Annotated in this window: 17 protein-coding genes (1 of these 17 only partly in view); 9 read left to right on the forward strand and 8 right to left on the reverse strand. The window is 49.5% G+C overall.

Translation table 11 applies throughout. The features are described from left to right. The 5 genes from HY774_02690 to HY774_02710 form a co-directional block, all read left to right on the forward strand. Positions 1-580: the 3' portion of a succinate dehydrogenase gene (locus HY774_02690; protein MBI4747361.1), read on the forward strand. The gene continues 68 nt to the left of window position 1, outside the view; only the last 580 of its 648 coding nucleotides appear in the window; its start codon lies off the left edge, out of view; the stop codon is at positions 578-580. A 17-nt stretch (positions 581-597) separates the two neighbouring features. After that, positions 598-2,361 (forward strand): FAD-binding protein, encoded by a 1,764-nt coding sequence (locus HY774_02695; protein MBI4747362.1) that lies wholly within the window; start codon positions 598-600, stop codon positions 2,359-2,361. Between the two features lie 166 nt (positions 2,362-2,527). Beyond that, positions 2,528-3,103 carry a thioredoxin family protein gene (locus tag HY774_02700; protein MBI4747363.1) on the forward strand — a complete coding sequence of 192 codons (576 nt, stop codon included), beginning with the start codon at positions 2,528-2,530 and terminating at the stop codon, positions 3,101-3,103. A gap of 80 nt (positions 3,104-3,183) precedes the next feature. Continuing rightward, on the forward strand, positions 3,184-3,939 hold the full coding sequence (sdhB, locus tag HY774_02705) for a succinate dehydrogenase iron-sulfur subunit (protein ID MBI4747364.1): 756 nt from the start codon (positions 3,184-3,186) through the stop codon (positions 3,937-3,939). A gap of 21 nt (positions 3,940-3,960) precedes the next feature. Continuing rightward, positions 3,961-4,170, forward strand: coding sequence for a hypothetical protein (locus tag HY774_02710; protein ID MBI4747365.1), 210 nt, complete (start codon positions 3,961-3,963; stop codon positions 4,168-4,170). A gap of 83 nt (positions 4,171-4,253) precedes the next feature. On the opposite strand, the gene HY774_02715 is transcribed toward HY774_02710, so the two are convergent. The 6 genes from HY774_02715 to HY774_02740 all read right to left on the reverse strand — a co-directional run bounded on the left by HY774_02715 (position 4,254) and on the right by HY774_02740 (position 7,276). After that, entirely contained in the window at positions 4,254-4,544 is a 291-nt protein-coding gene (locus HY774_02715; GenBank protein MBI4747366.1) for an ATP synthase F0 subunit C, read from the reverse strand. A gap of 340 nt (positions 4,545-4,884) precedes the next feature. Continuing rightward, the gene (locus tag HY774_02720; protein ID MBI4747367.1) at positions 4,885-5,088 is read right to left on the reverse strand and encodes a hypothetical protein; all 204 of its coding nucleotides are present in this window, start codon (positions 5,086-5,088) and stop codon (positions 4,885-4,887) included. Between the two features lie 145 nt (positions 5,089-5,233). Next, positions 5,234-6,082 carry a F0F1 ATP synthase subunit A gene (gene atpB / locus HY774_02725; protein ID MBI4747368.1) on the reverse strand — a complete coding sequence of 283 codons (849 nt, stop codon included), beginning with the start codon at positions 6,080-6,082 and terminating at the stop codon, positions 5,234-5,236. A gap of 36 nt (positions 6,083-6,118) precedes the next feature. Then, positions 6,119-6,550, reverse strand: coding sequence for an ATP synthase subunit I (locus tag HY774_02730; protein ID MBI4747369.1), 432 nt, complete (start codon positions 6,548-6,550; stop codon positions 6,119-6,121). 52 nt (positions 6,551-6,602) lie between these two features. After that, entirely contained in the window at positions 6,603-6,848 is a 246-nt protein-coding gene (locus HY774_02735) for an AtpZ/AtpI family protein (GenBank protein MBI4747370.1), read from the reverse strand. A 44-nt stretch (positions 6,849-6,892) separates the two neighbouring features. Further along, positions 6,893-7,276 (reverse strand): DoxX family protein, encoded by a 384-nt coding sequence (locus HY774_02740; protein MBI4747371.1) that lies wholly within the window; start codon positions 7,274-7,276, stop codon positions 6,893-6,895. A 370-nt stretch (positions 7,277-7,646) separates the two neighbouring features. On the opposite strand from HY774_02740, the gene HY774_02745 reads away from it, so the two are divergent. Further along, on the forward strand, positions 7,647-9,131 hold the full coding sequence (locus HY774_02745) for a leucyl aminopeptidase (protein ID MBI4747372.1): 1,485 nt from the start codon (positions 7,647-7,649) through the stop codon (positions 9,129-9,131). A 160-nt stretch (positions 9,132-9,291) separates the two neighbouring features. Next, on the forward strand, positions 9,292-11,673 hold the full coding sequence (locus HY774_02750) for a tetratricopeptide repeat protein (protein ID MBI4747373.1): 2,382 nt from the start codon (positions 9,292-9,294) through the stop codon (positions 11,671-11,673). Between the two features lie 188 nt (positions 11,674-11,861). Here HY774_02750 and HY774_02755 read toward each other — a convergent pair whose 3' ends face one another. Further along, entirely contained in the window at positions 11,862-12,575 is a 714-nt protein-coding gene (locus HY774_02755) for an SDR family oxidoreductase (GenBank protein MBI4747374.1), read from the reverse strand. Positions 12,576-12,667: 92 nt separating this feature from the next. After that, on the reverse strand, positions 12,668-14,077 hold the full coding sequence (locus HY774_02760) for a hypothetical protein (GenBank protein MBI4747375.1): 1,410 nt from the start codon (positions 14,075-14,077) through the stop codon (positions 12,668-12,670). 1,242 nt (positions 14,078-15,319) lie between these two features. Between HY774_02760 and HY774_02765 the strand changes: the two genes are divergently transcribed. Together HY774_02765 and HY774_02770 are read left to right on the forward strand one after the other, a co-directional pair. Beyond that, the gene (locus HY774_02765; protein ID MBI4747376.1) at positions 15,320-19,114 is read left to right on the forward strand and encodes a sigma 54-interacting transcriptional regulator; all 3,795 of its coding nucleotides are present in this window, start codon (positions 15,320-15,322) and stop codon (positions 19,112-19,114) included. 124 nt (positions 19,115-19,238) lie between these two features. Next, positions 19,239-19,457, forward strand: a complete 219-nt coding sequence (locus HY774_02770) for a hypothetical protein (protein ID MBI4747377.1) — start codon at positions 19,239-19,241, stop codon at positions 19,455-19,457. Positions 19,458-19,670: the final 213 nt, after the last annotated feature.

Raw genomic sequence — 19,670 nt, forward strand, 5'->3', positions numbered from 1 at the left:
GGGCGTCTTTTTGGGATTTCATCTCTATTTGAATTTACATGCTGCCAGTGGACCAGCCGCCTATCAACGTGCCATCCAGACACTCCAAGCCCTTTTCCCTGGCCCGCTCCTTATATTGACTGAAATTGGTCTGATTTTATTGCCGCTACTGTTTCATGCTGGGGTTGGCCTGTATTTAACGACCCACATGAAAAGCAATGTCGTTCAGTATCCACATCCTCAGAACTGGCTGTACTGGCTCCAACGGATGACGGGCATTGTGTTGCTGGTGTTTCTCCTGGCACATATCGCGACGCTCCGGCTGGGATTTGGAGGCCCAGATGTGAGTGTCGGCGCCAATCCAGATATTGCCTTTGACGTTGTTCGCTTTTGGCTTTCACAACCCCTGGTCATGGCATTTTATGGGTTAGGTGTCTTTTCAGCCGCATTCCACTTTGCACATGGACTCTGGAATTTTGCCATTTCGTGGGGAATCACTGTCAGCACGCGATCCCAGCAACTGTTTTCCTATATATGCCTTGGAATTGGTGTTCTGGTGTTCAGCCTGGGAGTCCGTGTGATTCTTGCTTTTGTGAACTAACTTGATCAGGGAAAAATATGCCGAAAAAACCAAAGGTCCTTGTTGTCTGCGGCGAAGCTGCCGGCTTGATGGCGGCACTCCAACTGATTGAATCTGGGTGCGAAGTCGAGATCATTTCCCCAGTTCCAATCCGACGATTGTTGGCAAGCACTCATACTGGACTCAATGCTGCACTCAACACTAAAGGTGAAGCAGACAGCCCGGCACACCACCTTGAGGATTCCCTGGTAGCTGGAGATTTTCTAGCGAGCCAACCTGCACTCCAGGCCATGTGTGCCCAGGCACCAGAACTCATCTGGATACTTGACCGAATGGGCGTTCCCTTCACCCGTACGACAGAAGGTCAAATCGAACTTCATCGGGCACCAGGCACTACATTTTCACGGACCGCTTTCGCAGGCACGACGACTGGGCCGGCGGTACTGTTTGCCCTGTGTGAGCAAATCCAACGCTATGAGGTTGAGGGCACAGTTACCTGCCATGAGGGATGGGAATTTCTTTCTGCCGCGCTCGATGACACCACCTGCCTGGGTATCGTAGCCATGGAGTTGGTGACGCTTGAAGTCAAAGTTTTTGCTGCCCAGGCAGTCGTGATTGCAGCCGGCGGGGTCGGGGGGATTTTCGGACGAACAACCAATGCGGTTCATGTTACGGGGAGTGTTCAGGGAGCACTCTTTCGACAAGGTGTTCGCTATACCAATGCTGAATTTATTCAATTGCATCCGGCGACAGTGCTTGGGGAAGATAAATTTCGGGCCATCCCGGACCTTGCCTTAGCTGAAGGCGGGCGATTTTGGGTGCCGCGAACCGCTCGTGACCAGCGCCCTCCCGAAGAAATCCCAGGTGCGGAGCGATGGTATTTTCTTGAGGAACACTATCCGAATCTTGGAAATTTTGTCCCCCGTGACATAGCGACCAGGGAAATCTTCGAAATTTCCCTCGATGGGTATGGAGTTGGGAGCTTGAGTCAGGTATATCTTGACTTGACCCACCTTCCACCAGTACGACGCCAGAGGCGGTTGGGCGGGATTCGGGATCTGTACCTCCAGATGGTTGGCGAAGATGTATCAACCGTCCCAATGTGCGTGTTTCCAGGAATGCATTTAAGTCTGGGTGGGTTGTGGGTAGATACAGAACATCAGACCAATATCAAAGGATTGTTTGCGGCAGGTGAATGTGCCAGTTCGCTGCACGGGGCCAATGCCTTGAGCGGAAACGAATTACTATTCAGCCTTTTCTCAGGAAGAACATCCGGGCAGGCGGCGGCTCGATTTGCGCAGGGCACCATACAACTTTCAGTGGACTCAGATTCTTCCCTTGAAACTGAACGAAGACGACAAACTGATTCCATTGAACAGCTTAAAGCGAAACGCGGATCTGAAAACGCCTGGCGCATCCAGGAAAAGCTTGGTCGCCTTATGACGGAACAAGTAACAGTGGTTCGCTTTAATGAGCGATTGCAAGGTGCGCTTGAACAACTTGACCAGCTTGAAGACCGACTGGCCCGGATTGATATCAATGAAACCAATTTTTGGGCAACACCTTCAATACCTCACGCGCGACGATTGGAATCAATGCTGATACTGGCTCGGGTCATCATTGTCAGCGCATTGAATCGAAACGAATCCCGTGGGGTTCATTTCAAACCTGAATTTCCAACCTGTAACAACACTGAGTATTTAAAAACCACTGTGGCCACCTTTTCCGAAACGGGCCCAGTCATCACCTTTGAGCCAATTGACACCAGCCTGATTGAGCCTCGCCCCCGCGAATACAATTAGGACTGGTCACCAGGCTTGGAAGCTCCCGGGCTTCCTGCTAGAGTAAATTTGTCTCAGGCTTAAAAATTAGAGATTTTCAAAATTTTTTGATCAGGAAAGATCAATTGATTCTTATATTTGCCACGCTCGAAGCATCGAGTAGATTTGCGGCACCAAGGAGGAACACATGAGGAAGGACTTACAACCACCACAGACCAGCAAAAAGGCAAATCTGTGGTTGAAATTTGGGATTTTGGCCGTTACAGCCGGCATTGGATTCGGGGCGGTGATTGGGTGCTCAACTCCAGCCGCAACCACAACCTCCACACCACCAGCCACATCATCATCGTCATCAGCCAGTGAAATGTCAGGGCCCGTGAGTGAAGCCGTCTGGATGACCAATTACCAGACCGCCATGGCTCAGGCCAAACAAGAGAATAAAATGTTGCTCATGGATTTTACCGGCTCAGACTGGTGTTCCTGGTGTATAAAACTTGATAAAGAAATTTTTTCAACCAACGAATTTAAATCATACGCCAGCAAAAACCTGGTTTTGCTCAAACTTGATTTTCCCAAATCAAAACGGCTACCAGTGGATGAAATCCGCCAAAATCAGTTACTGGCCCAAACCTATCAAATCCAGGGTTACCCAACGATCATCGTTTTAAATTCAAGCGGCGCAAAGGTTGGCACACTTGGGTACATGCGTGGTGGTCCTTCAGAATTTATTGCTTCGCTCGATAAAATTCGACAAGGCGCGTGACATATTCAGTACATTCATTTTCTGACTGAGTTGGGTTTTGAAATTTGAATAGTTCAAAATTCCAACTCTTTTCTTTTTTTATGGACAAGCAGGCACGACGAATCACCCTTCACATCAAGCGACAGGACGACCCGCAAGGCCAGGAATGGTGGGAAACGTTTGTGGTTGATTACCGACCTCGAATGACTGTTATTTCGTGCCTGGTTGAAATTCGAACGCATCCCTTTAATGCTAAAAACCAGAAGTCCACACCTGTCGCCTGGGAATCGGGTTGTCTGGAAAACCAATGTGGCGCCTGTTCAATGCTTATCAATGGTCAGCCCCAACAAGCCTGTATGGCCAGAGTTGATACACTGCCGCAACCCATTGTGCTGGAACCACTGAGCAAATTTGGAGTTATTCGTGACCTTGTGGTTGATCGAAGCCCGCTGTTTCAACAATCCAAAGCGGCGAAAGCCTGGATTCCAACTGACGGGATTGCATCTATCGGACCTCCGCCGCCTGTCAATCCAGATGAAGCAGAATTACGGGCTCAACTCTCAAGCTGCCAAGCGTGTGGGATTTGCCTGGAGGTTTGCCCTCAATACAACGACCGATCTCCGTTCATTGGCCCGGCCCTGCTCAATCAGTTACGGCAACTGAACCACCACCCAATTGGGAAACAAAGCCGCACTGAACGACTTGACTTGATTATGGGTGAAGGAGGAGTTGCCGACTGCGGAAATGCTCAAAACTGTGTCAAAGCCTGTCCAAAAGAGATTCCACTCATTGAGTCAATTGCCGAATTGAACCGTGAAACAACCTGGCACACTTTCTTTCGATGGTTGAGCCGGTAGGAGTTTCTCCCCCTGGTGTTTATGGTGAGTCGAAATCAACGCGCCAAACTTGCCCAAGAACCCCTCGACAGTCTCAAAAATGACCCACAACTGGTGGCAACACTCTTTGCCAGGCATCTGCTGGCAGGTGGGAAATTTCACAATCGATTTGAACAGGTTGTGTTTGCGGTGTATGCAACACCAAAGGAACAACAAAATTTCCTGACCTTCCAATCAGTCTTTGGACAATAAACCCTGCCGAACATCAAAAGGAAAGGGCGCAGAGTCATTTTACTCTGCACCCTTTTTGGTGTTCTCAAACTGGAAATTAAAAATTACAGGCCGAGGAACGCGGCGGCAAAGGTCACCAACGTCAGAGTTTCGATCAGAGCGAGACCGAGAACCATTGCCGTGAAGATCCGACCACCAGCTCCTGGGTTGCGGGCAGTGCCTTCGCACGCTGCCGCAATCGCCCGACCGTCACCCAGGGCACCAGCAAACGCGGCAATCGCCACCGCCAGAGCACCCAGGCCCATTTTCTTTTCACCAAAGGTAAACTGGGTTGATTTAGCAGCCTCCTGGGCGAGCACTGGACCAGTAAAAACCACCAGGGTGGCCATCAACATCAAAGCTTTGAATTTCAAATTACGCATGAGCAAAATATCCTCCATAAAGGTTCAGGGTTCAGAGTTCAGAGTTCAGAAATGATTGATACATCGTTGTCTGGATTTATCAATGATTCTGGCTCCCTCTCCCTTTGTTCCCACAAGTCAAAGTTGAAAGGCTGCCGACAGGACAGCCAGCGGGAGGCACATCCATCTCAACAAAGTGCTCACGGTATGATAGCCCAATTGCCCGGTATCCCTTACAACCCGTACAGTAAGGCTCCAAAAGCGACAACTGGTGGAAAAGATATAAAGGGTGAACAGTTTGCCGATCAGAAATAGCCACAATCAAAAGAGCGGTCTAGGAATCTTCGAACTGCTTTGCCGCAGTTTGCATGCCGACCAGTACAGCAATCAAAACAACAAGTGCGACTGGTACAACAATATAGAGACTAACTTGCAGTCGCCACCCAATCAAAACCGCGATGGCAACCCCCTGTACCAGCACAACTATCATCAAAAGGCGTTGGATTCGTTGTTCTTTGGCTTTGTCTTTCGTGTTCATCAAACAACTTATACCAGTTTGTAGCCAGTAGTCAGTAGTTCACTAAGTTTATTTAACTGAATGACTTGACTGTTTTCTAATGTGACCACTCCATTCCAAAATGATATTATCCAATCCAGGATGACAAGCGACCCGTCAAGAGAAATCAGTGAGCGTGAGCCAGCTTGCCTTCTTCATGAGCGTGGTCTTCGTGGCCATGTTCTTCGTCGTGATGGTCATCGTGTGGCACGGTCTCGCCCAGGTACACAATTGAAAGCTGGATGAAAATGAAAGTTTGCACAAAGCAAACGAAGGTGCCCAAAACCAGCAATGCGCTTGGAATGACAACCGGGACAATGGCGCCAAATCCGTCGAGCACCTGCTCATCCGCAAACATGTTGATCATCAAACGGACGCCAAGTGTGATCGGGCGCAGGCTGTTACTGAAAACTTCCACAAAGAAAATCAAAATACCAATGATGGCGAAAATGCCCGAAGTCAGCCCGGCGGTGAAGTGCTTGAGATAGACAACCCCTTGTTGACTAAATCCCATGTAGATGTAGTAACAAAATGAGCAAAGCCCCAAAGCCAGCGTGGTGCTCAGCTTATTGGTCGGTGGCTCAAAAATCGGGATCAGCCCCATCAGATTTGAAATTAAAATGAAGAAGGTGAGTGGCAGCAGGAACGAGAGATACTTCAAGCCATAGGCACCTATTCCCTGTTCCAGCATGCTGCGAACCTGTAACACCACCACTTCAACCATTTGCTGCCCGGCGCCTGGTTTATCAACCGATGGCTTCCCAATCAAAAGCTTGAGTCCAACGATGCAAATCAACGCCGAAATCAGGGCGTGAATGATGTTGGGTGGGAGCTGTTCCGGGGTTAAGTGGAGGGCGTGATAAATCTGTTCAGCAAACCAGGGTTGATGTGCGTGTCCCCCGGCGCTTTCACCATGTTCAGCCGCTGTTTCAGCGGCCCCAGATAAAAAGAAGAAAAATGACAAAAGCGAGTACATAGTGCGTGTGTCCTTACTGTGGACTGGTGGTTTGGGTTAATCCAACCCGTTGATTGCCACCCAAATTGCCTGATAGGCCCCTTCGAGCATCACGGCAATTGGAAAAGCAAATAGCCCAATCAGAATTCCCAGCATCGAGAAATAAAAGAGCTTAGACGCCACAACCATCACCACCCCAATGACAACCCAGCGAGATAAAAATTTCGACATTTGTCTGGCAGAAGGTTTGTCTTTTGTCGTGGCCAGAATGTGCCGGAGACTGGCTGACATCCAGCGATAATTGAGATAAGACAAACCGCATCCAAGCAGAATGCTCAGGGCCAGGAGAGTGCCGCCTTTCCACACTCCAATCACAATCAATATCAGTGAAACGAGTGGAATATGACGCTCCAGTCGTCGTTGCACTGCTATTGGATCGGTTGCAGGTGAATCTTGCGGGATCGGGTTGGGTGATTCAGGTTCTGACACAAGTGAAAATTGAAAAGGGGGACTCTACCCGGAATAGGGTCATTTGTAAATCTTATTTATCCTGACCAAAACGTTTCCAAAGGACATAGAGCTCGTTGCCGAGCGCCACCAAACCAATCAGGCTGAAAATGATCAGAAAGAGCGGCGACTTCCCAAACCGATAGTCAAGATAAATCCCAAGCCCCACCAGTGCCGCCAGTGTGGTTGGAATGGATAAGGCAATTCCCATAGAGAGGATTGCCTGCTGCCACGAAACACCACCTGAGTTGTGATCATTTGGATCGGTTGGGGAAGGCATAATGTTAGGGCCTGGGCTTGGTTTCGAAAACCTGGAACCCGGACTTACTCACCTGGCCCAGATGGAACTTCGGGGCTGGTGTAAATATAAGCCCACCAGATAAAAAGGGCTTGAACCGGTAATCGAACCCAAAGTGCCCAAATCGGGACGTTCATGCCACCGCCACGAGCCATCAAATGGTGGATATTCGCCGGGAAAACAGCAATCAGGAGTAAGATCACTCCCCAGGCAGCCCATCGTCGAAGGGGAGGAATACACAGGGCAATGCCTAATAAAATTTCGGCAACCCCGCTCAGATAGATCAACTCCAGATGGAATGGTAAGTAGGGTGGCATCAACTTCATATAAAAGCCAGGGTTTAGAAAGTGATTGATTCCCGCCACCGTGTAGAAAACGGCCATTAAATAAAGGCCAGCTTGTTTGATCATGAAGGTTCCCTCTTCAGTGCCATTATCGTTTCATATCAATTCTGCATCAGAAAACAATAATTCTACAGCTTGTTTTGATAGAAAAACCCTTATTTTTTCAAGGGTTAGCTTAAATCTTCTAAATTGGCCAGATATAACCTTTCAGCCGGTGACGGATTGTGACCAGAAGCCACGCAGGACATTGATTGTTCATTCGCAGTTTCAATGATAGAAATAGCCCTTGTGCCAGTTTCACGCCTGAGCCCAAACTCGATTTGTTCCTACTTTTTTTCGAAGAAATCTTTTGATCTCTCAACCCTGACATGTGACTCACCGTGCAAGGCTTCCGCTGCTGGTGGTCCGCAGTTAACCTATGGAACCAGAAATACTTATGAACATTCAGTTACACCTCAAAGACCTGCAAACTGTTTCTGCTGATGTTTTGATTTTCCCTGTTTTTGCCGGAGAAACGGCTGAGAATGAAGGCTTGACCGCACTCAATGATGCCACAACTGGCGCTGTCACCGATGCTATCAGCCGAGGCGAACTCAAGGGCAAGCCTGGGGAAATTGTGATGCTCCACCAGGCTGGCAACTGTGCCTTCCGCCGACTGATGTTGATTGGCATGGGTGATTCCAAAGACTTCTCCATTCGGCGCTTGCGTCAACGCATCGGTCAGGCAGCCCGAGTTGCAGTTGGAAAAGGCGCCGCTTCGCTGGCGGTGGCTCTTCGTGGAAATCTATCGCCACATGGTGCGGCAGTCGCGGTGGTTGAAGGGGTAATGTTGGGACTGTATGACCCGGCAATTTACCGAAAAAAAGAAACTGATCGAAAGGTCACCTCCTTGACGGTGTGTGTTTCGGCAGATGTAGCCGAAGCTGCCCAGCAAGGACTTGAGGAAGGCCGGATCCTGGCTGAAGCCGCCAATTTTTCACGAAGTCTTTCGGTTGAGCCCGGAAATAAACTCCCACCGCGTGAAATGGCGCACCGGGCCCAGCAAATGTGTGAAACTTATGGGCTGGAATACACTGTGTTTGGACCGGAAAAAATGCAGGAACTCGGCATGGGTGCCTTACTGGGAGTGGCCGTCGGCAGCGATGAACCACCGCGACTCATTATCATGCACTATGTTCCAGAAAACCGAACCAGTGATTCCCGACTGGCACTGGTTGGGAAAGGCATCACCTTTGATACTGGCGGCATCTGCATCAAATCTCGCGACACGATGTGGGAAATGAAATATGACATGTCAGGTGGTGCGGCAGTCATCGGCGCAATGCAAGCGATTGCCCAGCTTAAACCTGGTGTTGAAGTGTACGGGTTGGTGGCGGCGGCGGAAAACATGCCTTCAGGGAAATCTTATCGCCCCGGCGATGTCCTGCACTCCTATGATGGAATGACCATTGAGGTAATTGACACTGATGCCGAAGGCCGACTGGTACTCTCTGATGCGATTGCCTATGCCCGAACACTCGGGGCGACCCACATTGTTGATTTGGCAACCCTGACCGGCGCCGTATTGGTGGCACTTGGCGTGGAACGCGCCGGACTGATGGGATCCGATACAGGTCTCGTTGAAGCCGTCAAACACGCCAGCAAACTGGCTGGTGAAAAGCTGTGGGAATTGCCACTGGATGAAGAATATCGCGAGCAAATCAAGAGCGATATTGCAGACATCAAAAATCTGGGTGGTCGTTTTGCTGGAACCATTACGGCTGGCTATTTCTTGCGGGAATTTGCTCACGACACTCCCTGGGTGCATCTTGATATTGCAGGAACTGCCTGGCTGGAAGACGAAGCCCCGGATATGGCCAAAGGGCCAACTGGATTTGGAGTCAAGACCATTACCTATCTGGCAAAATCAATGGCTGGGTAACACCACAAATGAAGAATGAAGAATGAAGAAGTTTTTAGTTCCTGGTTCTTGAAAGGTATTGATTCCTAAGAACTAAGCACCAGTCACCAGCTTTCTTCATTCTCAATTCTTCATTCTTCATTCTCCCAGGCCATTTTCACATTCATAAGAGAAAGAATTTATGTCACGTACTGCTCTCAAATTTTTCTGGATTGTGCTCTGTTTTTTTGGAATGAGCACGGTGGCGCAGGCCCAAGACTTTGAGGTTCTTCGGTATGATGTTACGGCCTCACTCCAACCTGCCGCCAATGCCGTGGAAGTCAAAGCAACACTAAGTCTGGTCAACCAAACCACTCAGGGTCTATCAGCGACGGAGTTGATCCTTCGGATTAACAAAGATGCCAGGGTCACGACTCTTCTTCTGAATGGAGCCACCGCCGAATTCAATCAAAAGGACGACCCGCGCCTGACTGGCGTCAGTACGGTAAGTACTCAACTCACCAGATCAATTCCTCCGAATGGAAAACTTGAAGCCGTCGTGCAGTACACCTTAACCGTGAAAGAGAGCAACCAGTATTCCGCGATTACACCCGGAGACTGCTTGTTACTGCCAGAAAGCTACTGGGTGCCAGTGGTCCATACGCCGTTCACCATACATGGTGCAGATACAGCACCTTATACATTGACCGTGACGCTGGCAGGTGACGGAGAAGTTTTGTCTGAGGGTGAAGGCAAGGGCGACGGAAAAACCATGACATTCACCCAAACCCTGAACAGCCAACCCTGGCTCATGGTTGGCGACCTTGGAAAACCTGTTACCCGAAGTATTACCCCAGCCGGAAGCAGTCCAATTACGATTGCGGTGGTTTCCCAGGTTGGATCGGCGGGCACAACCGGACAGATTGAACGTGTGTTGGACGAAATGGAAAAAATCGTCAGTTTTTATGTTCAAACCTTGGGCCCATCGCCAGCCAATCAATTTGTGGTGGCATCAAACTTTCGGGAAACCACTTATATCTCGCCAGGGGCGATCCTGGTTGGCAACGCGGTTTTCCGTCGTGATACGGTGGAAGCTGAAACTATCGAGTTTTTAAGCCGTGCGGTTGCACGGGCCTGGATTGGCGGAAAAACCCGACTCCGAGGGCGAGGATTGGGGATTGTTCAGGATGCACTCCCCAGTTTTCTTTCAGGGCTTTACTTTGAAACCAGATTTGGTGCCGATGCTGGCCGGCAATTCTGGGCCCGTCGAGTACGCAGCTATGCACCGCTGGCCTTAGCTCGAACTGATGCCATGCTCCTGGCACAGGTTCCGCTTGATTCAGATTATTTCACCAGCATTCTCAACAAAGGGGCTCTGGTTTTCCGCCTGATTGACTGGCAGTTTGGCAAAAATACAGTTTTAACGGCTGCCAAAACGCTTCTGTCTGCCAATAGCCCTGACCCACTGACCGTTGAAGCACTCCGGGCAACCCTCATTGGCCCAGACAAAACTGCGAATCAACCATTACAGCGATTTTTGAAGCAATGGTGGGATGAGATTGTCGAACCCGACTTGATCATTGGCCTTCCCAAAAAAAATGAGACCGGAACTGCCTGGACCTGTGCACTCCGCAATTTGGGCACTGGAGATGTAAAAGTTCCAATCGTTGCCCAAACAGATAAAGGTGGGATTTTAACGGTAACCGCGACACTTCCGTCAAAAGGGCTAGGATCGGTCGAATTTCAGACCACGGATGAAGTTGTTCGAGTTGAAATTGATCCCGAAAAACTCTACCCACAAACCAAATATGAATTAGACCCCAATTCGTCGCAATTCAACAACGATAGCCGGCCACCACGCACATATGCCTTTTCACTCTTTTTAGAGGCCAACCAGCTCTTTGAACAAAAAGAATTTCAGAAAGCCGAGGCCAGGTTACAGCAAACTGTGGCCCAAGAGCCGGATTATGCTTCAGCCCAAATGTTACTTGCCCGGACCGAACTGGCACTTGGAAAAACTGATGCCGCCCAGGCCACGCTTCAAAAAGCGCTGGCCGTGAAGCCGATGGCCCTCTATGTCACAGGGTGGAGTGCGGTTGTACAAGGTGAACAGGCCATGATCCGAAAAGATTATAAAGCGGCAGTTGAAGCCTATCGCCGGGCAGATGCTGCCAATGCCGAACTGGCCTGTACCCTGGCGGCTCGGAAGGGCTTGTTGGAAAGTGAAACCCAGCTCCAGCAAATCAGTACTCCAGATGATTCCGTCAAGGCTTTTTTCAGCCAGCTTGAAAAAGCGGTTCAAAGCAAAACGGCAGCGACCATTGAAGCACTCGTCATCAAACCAGAATTGCCCAAGTTTGTGAAAGGATTGGTCCTGACGAAACCAGATGTCTGGAAAACAGAGGTGTTGCGGGCAAGTCAGCTTGATTCCCAACACGTTGCCGTTGACGTTAATCTTGAAGCTCTCACAACCGATTTGATCACTGGTGAAAAGAAGGATCAGAAAGGGAGTGCGGTCTTTATCCTTCGGAAGACCCAGAATGGGTGGGTGCTGGCACGAATTGATTTGTTTACAGTAAAGTGACTTTAGTCAGTAGTCAGTAGTCAGTAGTCAGTAGTCAGTAGTTGAGTGTTAGAAACCGATGATTTTTGTCAAGTGTGTTTGGTGCTATGTCTATGGTTTATGAATAGTTTCTTTATAGCAAACAGCTTTCTTTAAGGCTTTGAACTTATCTGCTGACGACTGACTCATCACCTACTGACAACTAACCATTACTTCTTCTTTGGCTTTGCAGGTCGGATTTCAACCGCACTTGGCAGGCTGCGTGGATGGTGGTGTAGCAAGTCAATGACCACCTGGGCAATGTCTTCTGGTGCCAACTTCCAATCATCATCGGGGGACGGCACATGACCATTAAAATAGGTGGTCACACTTCCAGGCATAATGTAACTGACTTTGATATTGTCATATCGAACCTCTTGAAACAGAACTTCGCTTAATCCATTCAAGCCAAATTTTGAAGCATTGTAGGCCCCACCTTGGGGAAAAGCATTTTTTCCAGCCAGACTACTAATGTTGAAAATGTACCCGCCACCACTTGTCCTCAGGTGAGGAATGGCAGCATGACAGGCATAGAAAACCCCATTCAGATTCGTTTCAATCACTTCGCGCCAGGTGTCCGGTGACATTGCCTCCACCGTGGCAAACCGCCCAACGCCGGCGTTGTTGACCAGCACATCCAACCGACCAAAGGTTTCAATTGCGTGACGGATAAGCGATTCAACTTGCCCATAATCACGCATATCGCAAGACTTCCCGCTGACTTTCCGATTCGGCAACCTGCTTAATTCAGTGACCGTTGTGTCAACCTCAGCCGCATTACGGGCACTAACGACCACAGCGTATCCATCATTGAGCAAATATTCGGCTACCGCTCGACCAATGCCTTTGGTGCTCCCGGTCACAACAGCAACTTTTTGAGACATATCTCCTGCTCCCTTAAAAAGAATCATCCTAAAAGCGAATCGGGCGGTTACCCGCCCGATTCAGTCAAAATTTGTCTGGATTCAAGCCATGATCACTTTTGAGCTGATACAACTTGAACCTGACTGGTTGAATTTTCTTCCGTGCCGCCCCAGCCTAATACGCCGAGGGCGCCATCATTGCCGACTGTCAGTTTCATGCCAGCCACACTGATTGGATGGGCTGATGTCAGACTGCCATCGGTGGTGTATTCAAGAATGCTGCCCAGTGCCGAAAGAACATAGATTGTGTTTCCATCGGGTGAGAGATGCGCATCCTGAATGTTGTCATCTGAACCAAGCGTATTGACCTGACTGAACTTCGCATCGGTGTCAACACCAAACATTGCGATATGCCCTGGACGGACCAAATGTCCAGGACGAACTAAGTGACCAGGACGGACCAGCATAGCCTTTCGAGTTATCTGGTTAAATTGAAGCTGGATACCTTGATCATTGGCCTCAGCCGGATCAAGAGTCAGATCATCAATGGTAATCCAGGAAATCGGAAGCCCGTCGGTTTGGGTATCCATCCGATAGACATAGACCCGTCCTGATGAACTCGAACCAACCATAAACTGGCTTCCATAAAGGTCAAATGCCACCTTTGTATTTTGGCCAAGCACATCACCAGACAACAGTTCGATAAAGGCAACCTGGTTTCCCGAATAAGGGCGAATCACGCCAACCTCATCTAAACGCAGAGGAGAAATGAGATAGCGATTCTCTGAGACACCAAAGGCAACAAGTGATCCAAAGGATGGATCAATGTCGAAACCAATGAGTTGCTTACTCGGAAACTCTTCGCGGGTAAACACCTGTCTACGGTCAACCAGGCGCTGATTTTCGGCAAGGCCTTCATCAGTTGAGTAGGAAAGTAACGCTGTGCCATTTGAGGCAATCAGGTATTTTCCATTGCCTGAGAACAAAACCGTATCCAACCCAATTGGTGAGGGAGTTGAGTCGTTGGGGTCAAAACTTGGAAGTGCAACCGTAAACTGGGGTTCAAGGGTGCTTCCATTGAGTTTGTACACACTGATTGAAGCCTGTTGCAGGACCCCCTGGCTTTCAGGTGAACCTTCAACCCGGTTGCCAGCGTGGCGAACTGCCACCAGCCCGGAGGAAGGATGAACCGTGACGGAGGTTGGAAAATATCCGGCCAGCTTTTGATCTAAAATTTGACCGGTTTGGGCATCGAAAACATAGACTGCTCGTCCTGTCAAAGGGTCAGAGCTTTGAGCAATTGGCAAGTGTGGTGCAACAACACCATACTTTCCATCGCTACTAAATGCGAAATTGTTATCAGAGGTAACTTGACCTGGAAGATTGACGATTGAACCAGCATTGACTGGCACGCTCTCCGCCGCCACCTGCCTGACTGGAGCAACCCAGAGCATACAGATGAGACTGAAGAGCAACGTCGTCCCCCAGATGAAGTGCCTCGTTTTGGTTGTGAAGACTTTCATACAGTTTCCTACCTACCCAGATTTTGGGCCAATCTGGAGCAGCACGTCAGTTTGCGCTTGACTGCACAAGACTGTGGGCGGTTGATGTCTCCCCAGTTTTTGCGATATGACCGGGTCGGGCAATATGACCCGGCCGGGCAATATGGCCAGGGCGGGCAATGCGTGTTGTTGGCGTGTTGTCGAATGACTGGTGATGCTGCGCAACAACTCCCACAGATCCAATTAAAAATGCAATCAACAGAAAATTCTCAGAAGCAAAATTCAACATGTGGTTTCTCTCTGTGTGGAAAGTGTTTTCAACAAAGTTGTTCGAAAACAAATGCAACCTGGTAAAAACTTTCCTTCATTTTGCCAGAAGTTAAGGGACTTTTTATGGAATGAATTCAATGCGAACCAGATCTAAACGTTCTGACCAGGCGGTTCAGACGAAACGATGCGCTCTCTCTTGATCCCCAAACCACTGCGAGGCTTTGTAGGGCTATCCAAAAGATTCAAGAAAATTCAAGTGGGTGAAATTTCTTCAAAACACGGTGAGATATACATCAGCATACTCACAATCGTGTACATCTTTGGATATCCGGTAAGATTATCAGATAACCGGCCTGAGAACCAGCGTGAACCAGTGGTCCACAGGATTCCCTCCCCCAACTGTATTTCCTTCAATCTAAAACCCACTCCCCAATCCCGCTGCGGTTGTTGTGTATACCTTAAAAATAACTGAGCAAGAAATTGTTTCAGAGTAGAAATGAGATGCCTGGAAAGACAGTGACGCAGCCTCTCCTAATAACACTAGACAGTTACCTTGTCAAACGATTTGCCTGGCTTTTGAACCTAGCATATTGCGTGCCACTCTTTACTCAAAGGCCAGAATGGCGAAATGATTTAAGAATCGCAAATCAAGCTATTTATCGCTGGCTTTTTTCGAAGATCGGGAACCTTTGTTGGGGCGCTTCGTCCCAAACGGGCGACATTTCAGTCTCTCAACACCTAAAAATGACGCAGGCGATGAATCGGTGTGGCCTGTGCTTTGCAAAAGCTACCTGGATAAAACAATTTTTTTCCTGAATGAATACATAGTAGTCAGATGCAAGTATTTTCATCTGAGTGCCCCTGTACTTTCCAGAGCCCGGCTGGACTTGGGTAAAGCTGAGTTGACAGGTGATTGACAGATATCATTGCTTCTGGTATTTAAATCAGAACTACCATAGTTAGATACAAACTTCCCATCAGAGTTTAAAGTTAATGTCACAGCCACTCTTTGTCCGCGATTTAACTGATACCGAACGGGCGACGCTCACCGAGTGGCTGGCCTGTGACGATGCGGAGAGAGTACATCGTGCGAAGGTCATTCTTTACTCCGACGCCCGGAAAACAGCCTATGAAATCGGGGAACTGCTGTCTTCTCATCCTGATAATCTCAAAAAGTGGATTCGAGAATTCAATCGTCAGGGGCTTGAAGGAATTATTGTCCGAAAACGAGGTCCCCAGGGAAAATTTAGCGCTGACCAAATTCATCAGGTTTTAGAACTGTATCGGCAGCCACCCCGCCGCTTAGGCTATAACTTTGACTACTGGACACCGCAGAAACTGGCAAACATTGTGATGGAGCGTGGGATTGTCCCGGCCATCAGTCACGTCACGATGCGCCAAATCTTGCGCGAGGCTGAGGGTGAGGAATCAGACGCATCCGGGGCAGAAATTTTACCGTTTGTTTCCAAAACCGACCCCTTCAGCAACAAATCAACCGTCACCAGCAGTTCATCTGCAACCACTGAACTCGCCCGAGAGAGTTTTGCCTTTGTTACATCTCCTGAACCATTAACTGACCAGCCACTGACTCCAGGGTTCCCATCACCCCAGCTCGTTGAACCGTCAGTTCAGCCTGGAGCCAATTTTGAAGCTGCCTTTCAACAGAGTCAGGCACTCATGCGGCGCGGAAATTACGTGGCCGCTGCCGGGATTTTTCGGTCACTGCTGGAACAACGCAAGGATCTTTCGGCTGAGATCGAAGCTAAGATTCGGTGCTGGCTGAGCGAAGCATTGGAAGGCCTGGGACGCTATGAAGAATCGCTCGGGGTGATTGAACGTTATGAAGACCCAATCTGGCGCAATCAACTCAGTGAAAGCGCCTATGCCTGGAGTCGTCTCCGCCTGGGCCTGGCTTATGCTCGAACCGGGGGAAATAAAGCTATTACTCGATTGAAAGAAGCCTTCCGTATCTTTGAAGAACTTGAAGATTTTGAAGGGATCAGCGCTGCTCAATATGGATTAGCATTCAAGTATTGTGAAAATCTCGAATTCAAATTTGCTGATGATCACCTTAATCATGCACTCAAATATCAAAGCCTGATCACAAATCGGCAACTCCTGGCTCATATTTATTTGACCAGTGGCGTCATTAAATTTAATGAGGGATTTTTTGCTGATGCCATGGCGGATTACCAAAAATCATCTCAGATCGCCCAGGAATCTGAAGATCATCGCCTGCGCGGGGCGACCCGCATGAATCTTGGAGTATCAGAATATGAATTTGGGAATTTCAAGACTGCAGCCGAACACTTCAGCGCCGCACTGGAGGAATTTAAACGAGGTGCTCAGGTTGATTTTTTGGTGCGCACCTACTGCAATCTGGCTGATGGGCTGACCCGCCTGGGGCGCTGTGATGAAGCTGATCAGTATCTGGCTGAAGCCATGGAAGTGGCGGAAAAACTCAATAATCTGGAAGAAAAACTGGGAGTTTTAGTCAATCGGGGTGAATTGCGACTCCTTCAGGGGCGACTTGGAGAAGCTGAGGAATTTCTCACCCAGGCACTTGAACTCATGACCGAAAATAACCGCTGGGTCGAATCCTATACCCAGCGTGTGTTAGCTCAGGTGTATCACCTGGATGGTCGGACTGAACAGGCTTTCAAATTGTTGCGCACAACTTTGCAACGCTCGATTGCGACCGCTGATATTCAAAATGTCTACCGGTGCTACCTGTATCTGGTCGAAATGCATTATTCGCAAAAAAGCTATGATCAGGCTGAAGAATATCTTGAACTGGCCAAGGGATATATCAAGGAATCCCAGGACATGACAGCTTCGGGGCATGCCCATAGGCTGGAAGGCCAACTCGCAGCAGATCGGGGGCGACTTGCGGAAGCTGAATCGTTTATTGATTCCAGCATCGCCATTTTCAATCGTCTCGAAGATAAACATAAGCTGGCACTCAGTCACCTGGCCAAAGGGCTGGTCATGGCCCAAAAGGGAGATCTCACTGAGGCACGGCTCCTGATTCAACAAGCCTTTGATGCATTTGCTGAAATTGGTGCCTTGCTTGACCTCGCCCGTGCTAAAGACACCTTGGAAAAATTAGATCAGGGCAAAGTTCACCTGCTTGTTCCCCAAACAGAAGCCCAGATTCAACCAGTCAGCACCTATTCGGGCGTGTCAGATCTCCTTTTAATCATGCGCCTGATGGAAGCCGCGCCGAGCCGTGATTTGCTGTTACAGGAATTAACTTCTATTTTGCTGGCACACTTTGATCTTCAACGGGCGATTGTTTGGGAAGTCCGTGAGGAAAAAATCAAAGCCGTGAGCGGGCTCAAACCCAACGAAACGCCTCCGCCAATTGAACGACTCCTGCGCACAGCACTGAGCGACCGTCGCTCCTTGCCGCCGGGGCAATTGATCCATCTGATCGAAGACCGCCCGGTAGTCCGGACGGTGCTCTGGCTTGAGGCCCGTCCTGGTGGTCGAGGGTTTGACCTGGAGCGCCTTCGTCCCTATTTAAAACAGGCGGAAATGGGACTTGAATATGCCGCCATGCGGTCACAAACCCGACTGGCTCAACCAATTGATACGGCTCATTCACGAACCCACACCAAAGTGCCGGGCTTTATCTACTCCAGCCCGCTCATGGTTCAACTCGTAGACCGGATCCAGCGCATCAACCGGTCTGACGTGCCCGTGCTCATCACCGGTGAATCAGGCACTGGAAAAGAGTTGATTGCCCGGGCGGTTCACGCTGAATCCAAACGGCGTGACAACGTTTTCTTGCCGTTTAACTGCACAACGTCAACCCGCGATATGATTGATAGCCAGTTGTTTGGCTATAAGCGTGGGGCCTTTACCGGTGCCTATTCCAATCACCTTGGAATTATCCGGGCGGCTGAAAACGGCACCTTGTTTTTGGACGAAATCGGTGACCTGGCGCTTGAAGTCCAGCCCAAACTCCTGCGATTTTTGCAGGAAAATGAAATTCAACCACTGGGCGAAACGATGCCGGTTCAGGTGGATGTCCGGGTGATTGCCGCCACCAATGCCGATTTGGAGCAGGCGGTTCAAGAGGGTCGGTTCCGGGAAGACCTCTATTTCCGACTGAACGTAATTCACCTCCACGTACCGCCTTTGCGTGATCGGCGTGATGAAATCCCGATCCTGGCGGCCCATTACCTGGAGCAATGCACCACCCGCGAACGCAAGAAAAATATCACCTTTTCGCGTGATGCCCTGCACGCTCTCTCCGACTATTACTGGCCGGGGAATGTTCGCCAGCTCAAGGCTGAAATCCAGCGCGTGGTCGCCTATACCAATGACGGGGAAATGATTATGTCGCCCGATTTATCATCGGAAATTACCACTCCACGGTTTCACCCAGCCCGGAGTGGTGCCGGCAGCCCGCGCCCAACCGAATCCGAAGCCACGTCATACCACAACCTGCCTCGATTTTCGTCAACCACTCCTCCGCCATCGGGTGGGGGATATGGAGGAACACCACCCCCAGCCCTTCCGCACTATTACGAAGTTGAGTCTCAACCGCTGGCTGCTGCTGCAGGGGCCGGAGCTTTCGCCAGTCCAGGAAACGACCCAGGACCAAATAATCGCACATTACGTGACGTGACAGACGAGCTTGAGCGGCGATTGATTCTGGAAAAGTTAGCGCAGACTGGAAACAATGTTTCACGTACCGCTCGCGAACTGGGCCTGTCCCGACGCGGCCTCAAACTCAAAATGGAGCAACTGGGAATCGACACCTCTCGGATAGCGATTTAAGGCAGAATGAAGAAAGTAGTTAGTGGTTAGTGGTTAGTGGTTAGTGGTTAGTGGTAGAAATCAATACCTTCGAAGAAGAATCAGGCACTAAGTACAAGTCCCCATAAATAGGGATGGAACTTCGGTGATTCCGAATTGGCTTTCGCCCGGATGGGCGCCGGAAGCTGATTTGATCCCGTTTTTCGTGGAATTTTCGGCTCTTCGCTCACCACTCCTGTTCCAGCGCCCATCCGGGCGCGAACCCGTGATGGCGACTCTTTCCGGTGGCCGCGTGTCCAAAGCGACACTTGCCACCGGCTATTTTCCGGCGCCCATCCGGGCGCAAACCAATTTTCCTCATTGAGTGGTCGAATTTCATCCCCCTTTTATGGGGATTTGTACTTAGTTCTTCTTCGAAGGTATTGATTTCTAACCACTAATCACTAACTACTAACTACTAACTAGAGCGTGTCGCAGAACGGATCTTTGGAAAGAAAAGAAAACAGGGATAAGAGACTTGAAAAAGAAAGACGGTATAGGGTTTCCTAAGGAAATATGAAAAACCGAGAGGAAACCC

This window comes from Acidobacteriota bacterium, assembly GCA_016208495.1.
GTDB lineage: Bacteria > Acidobacteriota > Blastocatellia > Chloracidobacteriales > Chloracidobacteriaceae > JACQXX01.

Bases quoted from the DNA above. Each gene is read 5' to 3' on its own strand.
- HY774_02745 (MBI4747372.1), top strand. From the start codon at position 7,647: ATGAACATTCAGTTACACCTCAAAGACCTGCAAACTGTTTCTGCTGAT.
- HY774_02710 (MBI4747365.1), top strand. From the start codon at position 3,961: ATGGTGAGTCGAAATCAACGCGCCAAACTTGCCCAAGAACCCCTCGAC.
- HY774_02765 (MBI4747376.1), top strand. From the start codon at position 15,320: ATGTCACAGCCACTCTTTGTCCGCGATTTAACTGATACCGAACGGGCG.
- HY774_02760 (MBI4747375.1), bottom strand. From the start codon at position 14,077: ATGAAAGTCTTCACAACCAAAACGAGGCACTTCATCTGGGGGACGACG.
- HY774_02720 (MBI4747367.1), bottom strand. From the start codon at position 5,088: ATGAACACGAAAGACAAAGCCAAAGAACAACGAATCCAACGCCTTTTG.
- sdhB (MBI4747364.1), top strand. From the start codon at position 3,184: ATGGACAAGCAGGCACGACGAATCACCCTTCACATCAAGCGACAGGAC.
- HY774_02700 (MBI4747363.1), top strand. From the start codon at position 2,528: ATGAGGAAGGACTTACAACCACCACAGACCAGCAAAAAGGCAAATCTG.
- HY774_02715 (MBI4747366.1), bottom strand. From the start codon at position 4,544: ATGTTGATGGCCACCCTGGTGGTTTTTACTGGTCCAGTGCTCGCCCAG.
- HY774_02740 (MBI4747371.1), bottom strand. From the start codon at position 7,276: ATGATCAAACAAGCTGGCCTTTATTTAATGGCCGTTTTCTACACGGTG.
- HY774_02755 (MBI4747374.1), bottom strand. From the start codon at position 12,575: ATGTCTCAAAAAGTTGCTGTTGTGACCGGGAGCACCAAAGGCATTGGT.
- HY774_02695 (MBI4747362.1), top strand. From the start codon at position 598: ATGCCGAAAAAACCAAAGGTCCTTGTTGTCTGCGGCGAAGCTGCCGGC.
- atpB (MBI4747368.1), bottom strand. From the start codon at position 6,082: ATGTACTCGCTTTTGTCATTTTTCTTCTTTTTATCTGGGGCCGCTGAA.
- HY774_02735 (MBI4747370.1), bottom strand. From the start codon at position 6,848: ATGCCTTCCCCAACCGATCCAAATGATCACAACTCAGGTGGTGTTTCG.
- HY774_02750 (MBI4747373.1), top strand. From the start codon at position 9,292: ATGTCACGTACTGCTCTCAAATTTTTCTGGATTGTGCTCTGTTTTTTT.